Raw genomic sequence first — 15789 nt, forward strand, 5'->3', positions numbered from 1 at the left:
CGGGGACGGCGAGCTGGAGCGCATGAACCGGGCGGCGCAGATCAACACCTTCGGGGGCGGGGTGAGCGAGGTGCAGCGGGAGATCGTCGCGACGGCCCGGAATTCTCCGGGCGCCCACCCGACCGCAACCATCAATTGAGCAACCCCCGCGGCGAGCATCCAGGTCCGCGAGAGCGGCGGCGGTTCAGCCGCAAAGATCAGTCCCGCGCCTCGGCGAGCAGCTTCTGGATCCGCGAGACGCCCTCGACCAGGTCCTCGTCGCCCAGCGCGTAGGACAGCCGCAGGTAGCCCGGCGTGCCGAAGGCCTCGCCCGGCACCACCGCGACCTCGGACTCCTCCAGGATGAGAGCGGCGAGCTCCACGGAGTTCTGCGGGCGCTTGCCGCGGATCTCCTTGCCGATCAGGGCCTTCACCGACGGGTACGCGTAGAAGGCGCCCTCCGGCTCGGGGCACACGACGCCGTCGATCTCGTTGAGCATCCGCACGATGGTCTTGCGGCGCCGGTCGAAGGCCTCACGCATCTCCGCGACGGCCGTCAGATCGCCGGAGACGGCGGCGAGAGCCGCGGCCTGCGAGACGTTCGCGACGTTCGACGTGGCGTGCGACTGCAGGTTCGTCGCGGCCTTCACGACGTCCTTGGGGCCGATGATCCAGCCCACACGCCAGCCCGTCATCGCGTAGGTCTTCGCCACGCCGTTGACCACGACGCACTTGTCGCGCAGCTCGGGCAGCAGCGCGGGCAGGGACACGGACGACGCGTCACCGTAGACCAGGTGCTCGTAGATCTCGTCGGTCAGCACCCACAGGCCGTGCTCGAGGGCCCAGCGGCCGATCGCCTCGGTCTCGGCCTCGCTGTAGACGGCACCGGTCGGGTTCGAGGGCGACACGAACAGCACGACCTTCGTGCGCTCCGTGCGTGCGGCCTCCAGCTGCTCCACGGAGACGCGGTAGCCGGTCGTCTCGTCGGCGACGACGTCGACCGGCACACCACCGGCCAGCCGGATCGACTCCGGGTACGTCGTCCAGTACGGCGCCGGGACGATGACCTCGTCGCCCGGGTCGAGGATCGCGGCGAAGGCCTCGTAGATGGCCTGCTTGCCGCCGTTGGTGACGAGGATCTGCGAGACGTCGGGCTCCCAGCCGGAGTCGCGCAGCGTCTTCGCGGCGATCGCGGCCTTCAGCTCGGGCAGGCCGCCCGCCGGCGTGTAGCGGTGGTACTTGGGGTTCTTGCAGGCCTCGACGGCCGCCTCGACGATGTAGTCCGGGGTCGGGAAGTCGGGCTCGCCCGCGCCGAAACCGATCACCGGACGGCCGGCGGCCTTGAGGGCCTTGGCCTTGGCGTCGACGGCGAGGGTCGCGGACTCGGAGATCGCGCCGATGCGGGCGGAGACCCGGCGGTCGGTGGAAGGAGTTGCAGCGCTCATACACCCCATCGTTCCAGACCGGAAACCACCGCGGCACACGGGTTTCACACACCGGGCACCAAGGGACGGACCACCACGCTGAGTGGGCGACTGAGCGGGACCTGCCGCTTTCTGTTCGACGACCGGCTCCAGAACACGTACACTCTCTTCCCGTTGGCCTTCACCGGCCGTACTCGTCCCACGCACTCCGTGCATGTGGATGAATGCGGTACGTTGGGGGAACCAAAGGGTCGTAGCTCAATTGGTAGAGCACTGGTCTCCAAAACCAGCGGTTGGGGGTTCAAGTCCCTCCGGCCCTGCTACACACACCTTCGCCAGGATGTGTGCGCATGTACGTACTGCAATGCACCGCCGTGCGGCTCCACCGGGCGCGGCACGGCCACGACCCGGAATCAGGTGAGGACGAGTGACGGACGCCGTGGGCTCCATCGACATGCCTGATGCCCAGGACGAGGCGCTGGAGTCCAGGAAGAAGACCCGTAAGGGCGGCAAGCGCGGCAAGAAGGGCCCGCTGAAGCGGCTCGCGCTCTTCTACCGCCAGGTCATCGCGGAACTCCGCAAGGTCGTCTGGCCGACTCGCAGCCAGCTGACGACATACACCACAGTGGTGATTGTCTTCGTCGTCATCATGATCGCTCTGGTGACCGTGATTGACTATGGGTTCAACCAGGCAGTCAAGTACGTCTTCGGCTGAGCCGAGAGCGGAGGGCGCCGTACCCGGCGCCCATTTCGCGTGTTCCACCCCTATGTATCCAGGAAGAAGCAGCCACAGTGTCTGACCCGAACCTGAACGAGGCGATCGAGCCGGTCGAGTCCGCTGAGGACGAGCTCGACATCGTCGAGGCGGCGGACGCCGTGGACCCGGACCAGGCCGAGGCTGCCGACGCCGCCGCCGGAGAGCCCGCCGAAGAGGCCGCCGTCCACGTCGTGGACGAAGACGAGGCCGAGGACGAGGACGCCGAGGCTGAGACTGAGGCCGAGGAGGAGACCGAGCCGGTCGACCCGGTCACCGCACTCCGTGAGGAACTGCGCACCCTCCCCGGCGAGTGGTACGTGATCCACACCTACGCGGGTTACGAGAACCGCGTGAAGACCAACCTCGAGCAGCGAGCCGTCTCGCTGAACGTCGAGGACTACATCTTCCAGGCCGAGGTGCCGCAGGAAGAGGTCGTCCAGATCAAGAACGGCGACCGCAAGACCATCAAGCAGAACAAGCTCCCGGGCTACGTCCTCGTCCGCATGGACCTGACGAACGAGTCCTGGGGCGTCGTCCGCAACACCCCCGGCGTCACCGGCTTCGTGGGCAACGCCTACGACCCGTACCCGCTGACCCTGGACGAGATCGTCAAGATGCTCGCCCCGGAGGCCGAGGAGAAGGCCGCTCGCGAGGCCGCCGAGGCCGAGGGCAAGCCCGCTCCGCAGCGCAAGGTCGAGGTCCAGGTGCTGGACTTCGAGGTCGGCGACTCGGTCACCGTCACCGACGGCCCGTTCGCGACGCTGCAGGCCACCATCAACGAGATCAACGCCGACTCGAAGAAGGTCAAGGGCCTCGTCGAGATCTTCGGCCGCGAGACCCCGGTCGAGCTCTCCTTCGACCAGATCCAGAAGAACTAGCGAATTCTGGACCAACCGCTTCCGACCAGGTCAGGCGAGCTGCCAAAGCTTGTCTGACCTGCTCGGTTTCAGGCCGCGCGGCTATACCCGTTATCGTTGTGCGGTATGCCTGGTGCCCGGGGCCAATCGGGCACAAGGAAGATCAGAAGAGGACAGGACCCGGAATGCCTCCCAAGAAGAAGAAGGTCACGGGGCTTATCAAGCTCCAGATCAACGCCGGTGCGGCGAACCCGGCCCCGCCGGTCGGCCCCGCGCTCGGTCAGCACGGCGTCAACATCATGGAGTTCTGCAAGGCCTACAACGCCGCGACCGAGTCGCAGCGTGGCTGGGTGATCCCGGTGGAGATCACGGTCTACGAAGACCGCTCCTTCACCTTCATCACCAAGACTCCGCCGGCCGCCAAGATGATCCTGAAGGCCGCGGGCGTGGAGAAGGGCTCCGGCGAGCCGCACAAGACCAAGGTCGCGAAGCTGACGCGTGACCAGGTCCGCGAGATCGCCACCACCAAGATGCCCGACCTCAACGCCAACGACCTGGACGCCGCCGAGAAGATCATCGCCGGCACCGCCCGTTCCATGGGCATCACGGTCGAGGGCTGAACCCAGCCGTAGTAACCGTGGCAGGGCCTGCTCGGCCCGCACCACGACTCCTTCAGAACACACAGGAGCAGCAGTGAGCAAGCGCAGCAAGTCTCTCCGCGCTGCGGACGCCAAGGTCGACCGGGAGAAGCTTTACGCCCCGCTCGAGGCCGTCCGTCTCGCCAAGGAGACCTCCACCACCAAGTTCGACGGCACCGTCGAGGTGGCCTTCCGTCTGGGCGTTGACCCGCGCAAGGCCGACCAGATGGTCCGTGGCACCGTGAACCTTCCGCACGGCACCGGTAAGACCGCCCGGGTCCTGGTCTTCGCGACCGGTGACCGTGCCGAGGCCGCGCGTGCCGCGGGCGCCGACATCGTCGGCTCCGACGAGCTGATCGACGAGGTCTCGAAGGGTCGCCTGGACTTCGACGCCGTCGTCGCCACCCCGGACCTCATGGGCAAGGTCGGCCGCCTCGGCCGCGTGCTCGGTCCCCGTGGTCTGATGCCGAACCCGAAGACCGGCACCGTCACCCCCGACGTCGTCAAGGCTGTCAACGACATCAAGGGCGGCAAGATCGAGTTCCGCGTCGACAAGCACTCGAACCTGCACTTCATCATCGGCAAGACCTCCTTCGAGGAGGCCAAGCTGGTGGAGAACTACGGCGCCGCGCTGGAGGAGATCCTCCGTCTGAAGCCGTCCGCCGCCAAGGGTCGCTACATCAAGAAGGCCGCCATCAGCACCACGATGGGCCCCGGCATTCCGCTCGACCCGAACCGCACCCGCAACCTCCTCGTCGAGGAGGACCCGGCCGCCGTCTGAGCCTGAAGCGCTCACGGCAGCCGCGTCGCGCACGGGCTGAGTCGGACGGGCCCCGCACCCTTCGAGGTGCGGGGCCCGTCTGCGTTTTCGACCCTGACCTGCCAGTTTCGCCTTTGGCCTGTTTCGCTCGTCCCTGTTTTGCCCGTCCGCATTTCCGGACATGGGTGTCAGCAGCCTGCGCTAGCGTGCGGTCAGGAGCGTCGGAGGGGCGGGACGGATGAAGAGCACGACTGCGCGGTGCTTAGCCCTCTCGATCACGTTGACCGCCGCCCTGGCCACGGTGGGCTGCGACCCCTCGGGGGACTCGGACACGGACGACAGAGCATCCGGGCACAGCGGCGCCGGCCCGCACCCGGGCTCCGTCGCCGCGCTGCGCACCGCGGCGAGAACCACCGACCGGGCCGACTCCGTCAAGGTCGAGTCGACGACGGTCATGGGCACGATGCTGTCCCTGAAGGCGGACGGCGTGCTCGGCTGGGCCGACGGCCTCCAGGGCGATCTGACGATCACATACACCGGCGGCCGGCTGGCCGACACGATGCGTCAGCTGGGCAGCACCTCGATGGAGGCCCGGTATCTGCACGACGCCTATTACGCGAGGATGAGCGACAAGTTCGCGGCAAGGGCGGGCGGCAAGCACTGGATCAAGTACGAGTACGAGGCCCTTGCGGATCTCGCCGGGGGCTCGGGCGCGTATCTGGAGGACCAGATGCGGAACACCACCCCGAACCAGTCCGTGAAGCTCCTGCTGGCCTCCTCGGACGTGCGGAAGGTCGGCGAGGAGAAGGTCCGCGGCGCCACGACCACGCACTACTCGGGCACCGTCGACGTCGCCGACCTGGCGGCCGGGCACGCGTACCTCGGCGAGGACCAGCTGGCCGGCCTGAAGAGGCAGCTCGAGCAGGCCGGTATCACCACGGAGAAGGTCGACATCTGGGTCGACGACGAGGACCTGCTGGTGAAGAAGACGGAGAAGGCCGTGACGGCGACCGGCACCATCTCCTCCACCGCCTACTACAGCGACTACGGCACCCCGCTCTCGGCGCAGGAGCCGCCCGCCGCCGACACCGCCGACTTCCGGGATCTCGTCGACCAGGAAGAGCCCGCGAGCTGAGTGCCGGGAGCGATCCCCGCCCGCCACCAGGACCGGGACGATCCCCACCGTCGCGGTCGGATTTGCTAGACGCGGAACCGTTCGCGTAGTCTTCCCCAGAAGCCAAAGACCGCTGGTCGTTGCCGTGCCCTCGTAAGAGAGCGCGGTGGCCGAAGGATCCGCTGAACAGCGGACGACCCGCGTAGGTGACAGTGGAAGTGCTCCCGGACCGACGGATTCCCTCGTGGATGAGGTTCCCGGTCGAGCTCACGCCCCGTGCGCCTGCGCCGGGGCGTTTCGTTTTCCCCAGTCCTCCTTCGGGTCCGCGCGGTCCGAATCACCCGGAAGGAGGCCGAGGCTCTATGGCGAGGCCCGACAAGGCTGCCGCGGTTGCCGAGCTGACGGACAAGTTCCGCAACTCGAGCGCCGCCGTGCTGACCGAATACCGCGGTCTCACCGTGGCGCAGCTCAAGACGCTGCGCCGTTCTCTCGGTGAGAACGCGTCCTACGCCGTGGTGAAGAACACGCTGACCAAGATTGCGGCCAACGAGGCCGGGATCAACACGCTGGACGACCTGTTCAACGGTCCGACGGCGGTTGCCTTCGTCACCGGTGACCCGGTGGAGTCGGCGAAGGGTCTTCGTGACTTCGCCAAGGACAACCCGAATCTCATCATCAAGGGCGGTGTCCTTGACGGCAAGGCGCTGTCCGCCGATGAGATCAAGAAGCTTGCGGACCTCGAGTCCCGCGAGGTTCTGCTCAGCAAGCTGGCCGGTGCCATGAAGGGCAAGCAGTCGCAGGCTGCCGCGCTCTTCCAGGCGCTGCCGTCGAAGCTCGTCCGCACCGTGGACGCGCTTCGCGCCAAGCAGGCCGAGCAGGGCGGTGCCGAGTAATTCGGCTCGCACATTGACCGCCGCCTGAGGCAGCCCGCCTGAGGCAACGGTCGAAGCGGGCCCAACGTACGCCCGCCGACATGTACATCCGGCACCAGCCGAATTAGTGGAAGGATCGCCCATCATGGCGAAGCTCAGCCAGGAAGACCTGCTCGCGCAGTTCGAGGAGATGACCCTCATCGAGCTCTCCGAGTTCGTGAAGGCGTTCGAGGAGAAGTTCGACGTCACCGCCGCCGCTCCGGTCGCCGTTGCCGCCGCCGGTGCCCCGGGCGCCCCGGCCGCCGCCGCCGAGGAGGAGAAGGACGAGTTCGACGTCATCCTCACCGGCGCCGGCGACAAGAAGATCCAGGTCATCAAGGTCGTGCGCGAGCTGACCTCCCTGGGCCTGAAGGAGGCCAAGGACCTCGTGGACGGCGCTCCGAAGCCGGTCCTCGAGAAGGTCGCCAAGGACGCCGCCGAGAAGGCCGCCGAGTCCCTCAAGGGCGCCGGCGCCTCCGTCGAGGTCAAGTGACCCGACGAGTCGTGACCGGGCGCCGCTAGGCGGGGACCGGCTCGGCTCTCGCGTGCGGGCGCTGTCAAAGCGCTGTTGACGCATACGCACTGAAGGGCGATCACCCATCCGGGTGGTCGCCCTTCGGCGTTCCCGGCCTCCCGCGAGGGCTGCCTTGCACTGTCGGCCGCGACGAGTATGGTGATCTTCGTTGCGCCTCCGGGCGCCGGGTGACGGGCTCCACGTGACAATCGCAGCACCCGGTCAGTGCTTGGAAGGCCTTGACGAACTGCACGCAGCGCGCAATTCTCAGGACGCGTCGTCACAACGATCCGTATCCGAGGCATGGATCGACGACGAAGAGGGCAGTATCGATGTGCACTGAGGGCGTGGCTTGCCGCAGGTGTTGAGAACAATGAGGGTCTCCCAAAACCCGCACTGGACATCAGTGGGCCGAGTGGCTACACTGACCCTTTGCGCTGCCTGTTAGCTGCCTCCTGCCCGTCACCAGGGGCATGCCCATGTATGAGCACAGTGGACCGAAGCGACCCCACCTGGGGTTCTCTGTCCCTGTACCCAGCCTGGGACCGGCACGCGCGTAGTGAGTCCGAGCCCTCGGAAGGACCCCCTCTTGGCCGCCTCGCGCAACGCCTCGACCGCGAATACGAACAACGGCGCCAGCACCGCCCCGCTGCGCATCTCCTTTGCAAAGATCAAGGAGCCCCTCGAGGTTCCGAACCTTCTTGCTCTGCAGACCGAGAGCTTTGACTGGCTGCTCGGCAATGACGCGTGGAAGGCTCGTGTCGAGGCGGCCCTGGAAAGCGGACAGGACGTCCCCACCAAGTCCGGTCTGGAGGAGATCTTCGAGGAGATCTCCCCGATCGAGGACTTCTCCGGGTCGATGTCGCTGACCTTCCGCGACCACCGCTTCGAGCCTCCGAAGAACTCCATCGACGAGTGCAAGGAGCGCGACTTCACGTACGCGGCTCCGCTGTTCGTCACTGCGGAATTCACCAACAACGAGACCGGTGAGATCAAGTCTCAGACGGTCTTCATGGGTGACTTCCCCCTCATGACCAACAAGGGCACCTTCGTCATCAACGGCACCGAGCGTGTCGTGGTGTCGCAGCTTGTCCGTTCGCCCGGTGTCTACTTCGACTCCTCCATCGACAAGACGTCCGACAAGGACATCTTCTCGGCCAAGGTCATCCCGTCCCGTGGTGCCTGGCTGGAGATGGAGATCGACAAGCGCGACATGGTCGGTGTCCGCATCGACCGCAAGCGCAAGCAGTCCGTGACCGTTCTGCTCAAGGCGCTCGGCTGGACCACCGAGCAGATCCTCGAGGAGTTCGGCGAGTACGAGTCCATGCGCGCCACCCTGGAGAAGGACCACACCCAGGGCCAGGACGACGCGCTGCTCGACATCTACCGCAAGCTGCGCCCGGGCGAGCCCCCGACCCGTGAGGCCGCGCAGACGCTGCTCGAGAACCTCTACTTCAACCCGAAGCGCTACGACCTCGCGAAGGTCGGCCGCTACAAGGTCAACAAGAAGCTGGGCGGCGACGCTCCGCTGGACGCCGGGATCCTGACCGTCGAGGACATCATCTCGACGATCAAGTACCTGGTGAAGCTGCACGCCGGTGAGACCGAGACCGTTGGCGACAACGGCACGTCGATGGTCGTCGAGACCGACGACATCGACCACTTCGGCAACCGTCGTCTGCGCAACGTCGGAGAGCTCATCCAGAACCAGGTCCGCACCGGTCTGGCTCGTATGGAGCGCGTCGTCCGCGAGCGCATGACGACCCAGGACGTCGAGGCGATCACGCCGCAGACGCTGATCAACATCCGGCCGGTCGTCGCCTCCATCAAGGAGTTCTTCGGCACCAGCCAGCTGTCCCAGTTCATGGACCAGAACAACCCGCTGTCGGGTCTCACCCACAAGCGCCGTCTGTCGGCTCTTGGTCCGGGTGGTCTGTCCCGTGAGCGGGCCGGCTTCGAGGTCCGTGACGTGCACCCGTCCCACTACGGACGCATGTGCCCGATCGAGACCCCTGAAGGCCCGAACATCGGTCTGATCGGTTCGCTCGCCTCGTACGGCCGGGTCAACGCGTTCGGCTTCGTCGAGACGCCGTACCGCAAGGTCACCGACGGCCAGGTCACCGACGAGGTCGACTACCTGACCGCCGACGAGGAGGACCGCTTCGTCATCGCGCAGGCCAACGCGCCGCTGACCGACGAGCTCCGGTTCGCCGAGTCCCGCGTGCTGGTCCGCCGCCGTGGCGGCGAGGTCGACTACGTCGCGCCCGACGACGTGGACTACATGGACGTCTCGCCGCGCCAGATGGTGTCGGTCGCGACCGCCATGATCCCGTTCCTCGAGCACGACGACGCCAACCGTGCCCTCATGGGCGCGAACATGATGCGTCAGGCCGTGCCGCTCATCAAGTCCGAGGCACCGCTCGTCGGCACCGGCATGGAGTACCGCTGTGCGGTCGACGCCGGGGACGTGCTGAAGGCCGAGAAGGACGGTGTGGTCCAGGAGGTCTCCGCGGACTACATCACCACCGCCAACGACGACGGCACGTACACCACGTACCGCCTCGCCAAGTTCTCCCGCTCCAACCAGGGCACCTCTGTCAACCAGAAGGTCGTCGTGGACGAGGGCGACCGGGTTGTCGCCAGCCAGGTGCTGGCCGACGGTCCGGCGACCGAGAACGGCGAGATGGCGCTCGGCAAGAACCTGCTCGTGGCGTTCATGCCGTGGGAGGGTCACAACTACGAGGACGCGATCATCCTGTCGCAGCGCCTCGTGCAGGACGACGTCCTCTCCTCGATCCACATCGAGGAGCACGAGGTCGACGCCCGTGACACCAAGCTCGGCCCCGAGGAGATCACCCGGGACATCCCGAACGTCTCCGAGGAGGTCCTCGCCGACCTCGACGAGCGCGGCATCATCCGTATCGGTGCCGAGGTCATCGCCGGCGACATCCTCGTCGGCAAGGTGACCCCGAAGGGTGAGACCGAGCTGACCCCCGAGGAGCGCCTGCTGCGCGCGATCTTCGGTGAGAAGGCCCGTGAGGTCCGTGACACCTCGCTGAAGGTGCCGCACGGCGAGACCGGCAAGGTCATCGGCGTCCGCGTCTTCGACCGCGAGGAGGGCGACGAGCTTCCCCCGGGTGTGAACCAGCTTGTGCGCGTGTACGTGGCGCAGAAGCGCAAGATCACCGACGGTGACAAGCTCGCCGGCCGGCACGGCAACAAGGGTGTCATCTCGAAGATCCTTCCCATCGAGGACATGCCGTTCCTCGAGGACGGAACTCCGGTCGACATCATCCTCAACCCGCTGGGTGTGCCGTCCCGAATGAACCCGGGACAGGTCCTGGAGATCCACCTCGGCTGGCTCGCCAGCCGCGGCTGGGACGTCTCCGGCCTCGCGGACGAATGGGCGCAGCGCCTGCAGGCCATCGGTGCCGACCAGGTCGACCCGGGCACGAACGTCGCGACCCCCGTCTTCGACGGTGCGCGCGAGGACGAGCTCGCGGGTCTGCTGCAGCACACCATCCCGAACCGCGACGGCGAGCGCATGGTGCTCCCGACCGGTAAGGCGCGGCTGTTCGACGGCCGTAGCGGTGAGCCCTTCCCGGACCCGATCTCGGTCGGGTACATGTACATCCTCAAGCTCCACCACCTGGTCGACGACAAGCTGCACGCCCGTTCGACCGGTCCGTACTCGATGATCACCCAGCAGCCGCTGGGTGGTAAGGCCCAGTTCGGTGGCCAGCGCTTCGGTGAGATGGAGGTGTGGGCCCTCGAGGCCTACGGTGCCGCCTACGCACTGCAGGAACTGCTGACCATCAAGTCCGACGACGTCACCGGCCGCGTGAAGGTCTACGAGGCCATCGTCAAGGGCGAGAACATCCCCGAGCCTGGCATCCCCGAGTCCTTCAAGGTGCTCATCAAGGAGATGCAGTCCCTGTGCCTCAACGTGGAGGTGCTGTCCTCGGACGGCATGTCCATCGAGATGCGCGACACGGACGAGGACGTCTTCCGCGCCGCGGAGGAGCTCGGTATCGACCTGTCCCGGCGCGAGCCGAGCAGCGTCGAAGAGGTCTGACGGGTCTGGCGGGGGCTCGAGCCCCTTGAGCCCCCGCCGTCCCCGGACCCGTACAGACCATGATTGAGACACGACCCCGAAAGAGGGATTGACGACAAAGTGCTCGACGTCAACTTCTTCGACGAGCTGCGGATCGGCCTCGCGACCGCGGACGACATCCGACAGTGGTCCCACGGTGAGGTCAAGAAGCCGGAGACCATCAACTACCGCACCCTGAAGCCCGAAAAGGACGGACTCTTCTGCGAGAAGATCTTCGGTCCGACCCGGGACTGGGAGTGCTACTGCGGCAAGTACAAGCGTGTCCGCTTCAAGGGCATCATCTGTGAGCGTTGTGGCGTCGAGGTCACGCGCGCCAAGGTGCGCCGTGAGCGGATGGGCCACATCGAGCTTGCCGCTCCCGTCACCCACATCTGGTACTTCAAGGGCGTCCCGTCGCGTCTGGGCTACCTGCTCGACCTCGCCCCGAAGGACCTCGAGAAGGTCATCTACTTCGCCGCGTACATGATCACGTACGTGGACGAGGAGCGCCGTACGCGCGACCTGCCGTCGCTGGAGGCCCACGTCTCCGTCGAGCGCCAGCAGATCGAGAACCGCCGCGACGCCGACCTCGAGGGCCGCGCCAAGAAGCTCGAGACCGACCTGGCCGAGCTCGAGGCCGAGGGCGCCAAGGCCGACGTGCGCCGCAAGGTGCGCGAGGGTGCCGAGCGCGAGATGAAGCAGCTGCGCGACCGCGCCCAGCGCGAGATCGACCGTCTCGACGAGGTGTGGACCCGCTTCAAGAACCTCAAGGTCCAGGACCTCGAGGGCGACGAGCTGCTCTACCGCGAGCTGCGGGACCGCTTCGGCACGTACTTCGATGGTTCGATGGGTGCCGCGGCGCTGCAGAAGCGCCTGGAGTCCTTCGACCTCGACGAGGAGGCCGAGAAGCTCCGCGAGATCATCCGTACCGGCAAGGGCCAGAAGAAGACCCGTGCGCTCAAGCGCCTGAAGGTCGTCTCCGCGTTCCTGCAGACCAGCAACAGCCCCAAGGGCATGGTGCTCGACTGCGTGCCGGTCATCCCGCCGGACCTTCGCCCGATGGTGCAGCTGGACGGTGGCCGCTTCGCGACCTCCGACCTGAACGACCTGTACCGCCGTGTGATCAACCGCAACAACCGTCTGAAGCGGCTCCTGGACCTCGGCGCCCCGGAGATCATCGTCAACAACGAGAAGCGCATGCTTCAGGAGGCTGTTGACGCCCTCTTCGACAACGGTCGTCGCGGCCGCCCGGTGACCGGTCCCGGTAACCGCCCGCTGAAGTCCCTCAGCGACATGCTGAAGGGTAAGCAGGGTCGATTCCGTCAGAACCTGCTCGGTAAGCGTGTGGACTACTCCGCGCGTTCCGTGATCGTCGTCGGTCCGCAGCTGAAGCTGCACCAGTGCGGTCTGCCGAAGGCGATGGCGCTGGAGCTCTTCAAGCCGTTCGTGATGAAGCGCCTGGTCGACCTGAACCATGCGCAGAACATCAAGTCGGCGAAGCGCATGGTCGAGCGCGGCCGCACGGTCGTGTACGACGTCCTCGAAGAGGTCATCGCCGAGCACCCGGTTCTGCTGAACCGTGCGCCGACCCTGCACCGCCTCGGCATCCAGGCCTTCGAGCCGCAGCTGGTCGAGGGCAAGGCCATCCAGATCCACCCGCTCGTCTGCACCGCGTTCAACGCGGACTTCGACGGTGACCAGATGGCCGTGCACCTGCCGCTGTCCGCGGAGGCGCAGGCCGAGGCCCGCATCCTGATGCTGTCCTCGAACAACATCCTCAAGCCGGCCGACGGCCGCCCGGTCACGATGCCGACCCAGGACATGGTCCTCGGTCTGTTCTTCCTGACCACGGACGGCGAGCTGCGTGACGTCAAGGGCGAGGGCCGGTCCTTCGGCTCCACGGCCGAGGCGATCATGGCGTTCGACGCCGGTGAGCTCGCGCTCCAGTCGGCCGTCGACATCCGCTTCCCGGTGGGCACCATCCCGCCGCGCGGCTGGACCCCGCCGGCCCGCGAAGAGGGCGAGCCGGAGTGGCAGCAGGGTGACACCTTCCGCCTGCGCACCACCCTGGGCCGCGCGCTCTTCAACGAGCTGCTGCCCGAGGACTACCCGTTCGTCGACTACTCGGTGGGCAAGAAGCAGCTCTCCGAGATCGTCAACGACCTGGCCGAGCGCTACCCCAAGGTCATCGTGGCGGCGACGCTCGACAACCTGAAGGCGGCCGGCTTCTACTGGGCGACCCGTTCCGGTGTCACCGTGGCCATCTCCGACGTCGTCGTTCCCGAGGCGAAGAAGGAGATCGTCAAGGGTTACGAGGCGCAGGACGAGAAGGTCCAGAAGCAGTACGAGCGCGGTCTGATCACCAAGGAAGAGCGCACTCAGGAGCTCATCGCGATCTGGACCAAGGCGACCAACGAGGTCGCCGAGGCGATGAACGCGAACTTCCCGAAGACGAACCCCATCTTCATGATGGTTGACTCGGGTGCCCGAGGAAACATGATGCAGATGCGTCAGATCGCCGGTATGCGTGGTCTGGTGTCGAACGCGAAGAACGAGACCATCCCGCGGCCGATTAAGGCGTCGTTCCGTGAGGGTCTGTCCGTGCTGGAGTACTTCATCTCCACGCACGGTGCCCGTAAGGGTCTCGCGGACACCGCTCTGCGTACCGCCGACTCGGGTTACCTCACCCGTCGTCTGGTCGACGTCTCCCAGGACGTCATCATCCGCGAGGAGGACTGCGGAACCGAGCGCGGTCTGAAGCTGCGGATCGCCTCGCGCGGCGCCGATGGTGTCCTGCGCAAGGCGGACGACGTCGAGACCAGCGTCTACGCCCGCATGCTCGCCGAGGACGTCGTCATCGACGGCAAGGTGATCGCGCCGGCCAACGTGGACCTGGGCGACGTGCTCATCGACCAGCTCGTGCACCACGGTGTCGAGGAGGTCAAGACCCGCTCGATCCTGACCTGCGAGTCGCACGTCGGTACCTGCGCCATGTGCTACGGCCGCTCGCTGGCCACCGGCAAGCTGGTCGACATCGGTGAGGCGGTCGGCATCATCGCCGCCCAGTCCATCGGTGAGCCCGGTACCCAGCTGACGATGCGTACCTTCCACACCGGTGGTGTGGCCGGTGACGACATCACCCAGGGTCTGCCGCGTGTCGTCGAGCTCTTCGAGGCCCGTACCCCGAAGGGTGTCGCCCCGATCTCCGAGGCCCAGGGCCGCGTGCGGATCGAGGAGACCGAGAAGACCAAGAAGATCGTCATCACGCCGGACGACGGCAGCGACGAGACGGCGTTCCCGATCTCGAAGCGCGCCCGACTCCTGGTCAGCGAGGGCGAGCACGTCGAGGTGGGCCAGAAGCTCACCGTGGGTGCCACCAACCCGCACGACGTGCTGCGCATCCTGGGCCAGCGTGCCGTCCAGGTCCACCTGGTCGGCGAGGTCCAGAAGGTCTACAACTCGCAGGGTGTGTCGATCCACGACAAGCACATCGAGATCATCATCCGGCAGATGCTGCGCCGCGTGACGATCATCGAGTCCGGCGACGCCGAGCTGCTGCCCGGCGAGCTGGTCGAGCGCTCGAAGTTCGAGACCGAGAACCGTCGTGTGGTCCAGGAGGGCGGTCACCCCGCCTCCGGCCGTCCGCAGCTGATGGGTATCACCAAGGCCTCGCTGGCGACCGAGTCGTGGCTGTCTGCGGCGTCCTTCCAGGAGACGACCAGGGTCCTCACGGACGCGGCGATCAACGCCAAGTCCGACTCCCTGATCGGCCTCAAGGAGAACGTCATCATCGGTAAGCTCATCCCGGCCGGTACGGGCCTGTCCCGCTACCGCAACATCCGGGTCGAGCCGACCGAGGAGGCCAAGGCCGCGATGTACTCGGCCGTCGGCTACGACGACATCGACTACTCGCCGTTCGGCACGGGCTCCGGCCAGGCCGTTCCGCTGGAGGACTACGACTACGGTCCGTACAACCAGTAGGCGTACGCCCCGCTAGTACGACAGAGGCCCCCGCACTTCGGTGCGGGGGCCTCTGTCGTATTGAGGAAAGCTGTCATCGAGCATGGGGCTGTGTGGCGCTGGTGCCGGGGGCGCCGGGTGAACGCGCGTTGCACGGGGCGCAGTGCCGTACGACGTGGAGGCCGGCAGGCCCATAGGGCGACTGTCGGAGCAGGTTCCAGCCGATTCGCGGCGGAAGGGCCGACGCGGAGCGCACCGGCGCCGCCTGGTGACCCACGGTGCGTCCACCCGGCTCGGCACCATAGTCGTCCTCCCCGCGCGCAACGAGGAGGAGGGCATCCTCCTCGCCCTGGACTCCCTCGCCGCGCAGAGCGAGCAGCCGGACACGATGTGCCGCAGACGCTCGTCTTCAACCTGCCGAACAATCCGCACAAGAAGGCCGGCGCCCTCAATCACGCGTTCCACTGGCTGCACTCCCAGCCCGGCGGACTCGCCGCGGCCGCCCGGTACGTGATGGTCATGGACGCGGACACCGTCCTGCATCCCGAGTTCCTGATCCGGGCGCGCCGGGTGATGGAAGCCGACCGCCGGCTCGGCGGCCTCAGCGCCACCTGCCTGGGCCGCACCGGGCTGTGGCGCACGGCCTGGCAGCGCTATCTGCTGGGCATGCAGATCATGGAGTACGGGCGCTACGCCCGCGGTCGCTACCGCAGCGACATACACAGCATGTCCGGGGCCGGGTCCTTCTACCGGACGGAGGCGCTGACGGCAACTGCTCTACT

At 66.8% G+C, this 15789-nt stretch carries 11 protein-coding genes, 1 tRNA gene and 1 pseudogene; 12 read left to right on the top strand and 1 reads right to left on the bottom strand.

The window, feature by feature from the left end; translation table 11 throughout:
* The coding region (locus ACWD4J_RS25590; RefSeq protein ID WP_451397863.1) for an acyl-CoA dehydrogenase family protein at positions 1-139 on the top strand (139 nt) is incomplete at its 5' end.
* Positions 140-197: 58 nt separating this feature from the next.
* Here ACWD4J_RS25590 and ACWD4J_RS25595 read toward each other — a convergent pair.
* Complete coding sequence (locus tag ACWD4J_RS25595; protein ID WP_451397772.1) at positions 198-1424, bottom strand: pyridoxal phosphate-dependent aminotransferase; 1227 nt, start codon at positions 1422-1424, stop codon at positions 198-200.
* A 226-nt stretch (positions 1425-1650) separates the two neighbouring features.
* Here ACWD4J_RS25595 and ACWD4J_RS25600 point away from each other — a divergent pair.
* The 11 genes and pseudogenes from ACWD4J_RS25600 to ACWD4J_RS25650 form a co-directional block, all read left to right on the top strand.
* Positions 1651-1723, top strand: a tRNA-Trp gene (locus tag ACWD4J_RS25600).
* A 107-nt stretch (positions 1724-1830) separates the two neighbouring features.
* Entirely contained in the window at positions 1831-2118 is a 288-nt protein-coding gene (secE, locus tag ACWD4J_RS25605; RefSeq protein ID WP_451397773.1) for a preprotein translocase subunit SecE, read from the top strand.
* Positions 2119-2195: 77 nt separating this feature from the next.
* Positions 2196-3038, top strand: coding sequence for a transcription termination/antitermination protein NusG (nusG, locus tag ACWD4J_RS25610; RefSeq protein ID WP_451397774.1), 843 nt, complete (start codon positions 2196-2198; stop codon positions 3036-3038).
* Positions 3039-3202: 164 nt separating this feature from the next.
* Positions 3203-3637: a 50S ribosomal protein L11 gene (gene rplK / locus ACWD4J_RS25615; RefSeq protein WP_345038997.1), complete on the top strand. Its 435-nt coding sequence runs from the start codon at positions 3203-3205 to the stop codon at positions 3635-3637.
* A 73-nt stretch (positions 3638-3710) separates the two neighbouring features.
* Entirely contained in the window at positions 3711-4436 is a 726-nt protein-coding gene (gene rplA / locus ACWD4J_RS25620) for a 50S ribosomal protein L1 (protein ID WP_451397775.1), read from the top strand.
* Positions 4437-4653: 217 nt separating this feature from the next.
* Complete coding sequence (locus tag ACWD4J_RS25625) at positions 4654-5550, top strand: hypothetical protein (RefSeq protein ID WP_451397776.1); 897 nt, start codon at positions 4654-4656, stop codon at positions 5548-5550.
* Positions 5551-5891: 341 nt separating this feature from the next.
* Positions 5892-6422: a 50S ribosomal protein L10 gene (gene rplJ, locus ACWD4J_RS25630; RefSeq protein WP_451397777.1), complete on the top strand. Its 531-nt coding sequence runs from the start codon at positions 5892-5894 to the stop codon at positions 6420-6422.
* A gap of 124 nt (positions 6423-6546) precedes the next feature.
* Positions 6547-6933: a 50S ribosomal protein L7/L12 gene (gene rplL, locus ACWD4J_RS25635; protein WP_451397778.1), complete on the top strand. Its 387-nt coding sequence runs from the start codon at positions 6547-6549 to the stop codon at positions 6931-6933.
* Positions 6934-7543: 610 nt separating this feature from the next.
* Positions 7544-11029 carry a DNA-directed RNA polymerase subunit beta gene (gene rpoB / locus ACWD4J_RS25640; RefSeq protein WP_451397779.1) on the top strand — a complete coding sequence of 1162 codons (3486 nt, stop codon included), beginning with the start codon at positions 7544-7546 and terminating at the stop codon, positions 11027-11029.
* A 99-nt stretch (positions 11030-11128) separates the two neighbouring features.
* Entirely contained in the window at positions 11129-15028 is a 3900-nt protein-coding gene (locus ACWD4J_RS25645; RefSeq protein ID WP_451397780.1) for a DNA-directed RNA polymerase subunit beta', read from the top strand.
* A 369-nt stretch (positions 15029-15397) separates the two neighbouring features.
* Positions 15398-15784: pseudogene (locus ACWD4J_RS25650) on the top strand (glycosyltransferase); the annotation flags it as partial.
* Positions 15785-15789: the final 5 nt, after the last annotated feature.

It is taken from the genome of Streptomyces sp. NPDC002577 (assembly GCF_053594815.1).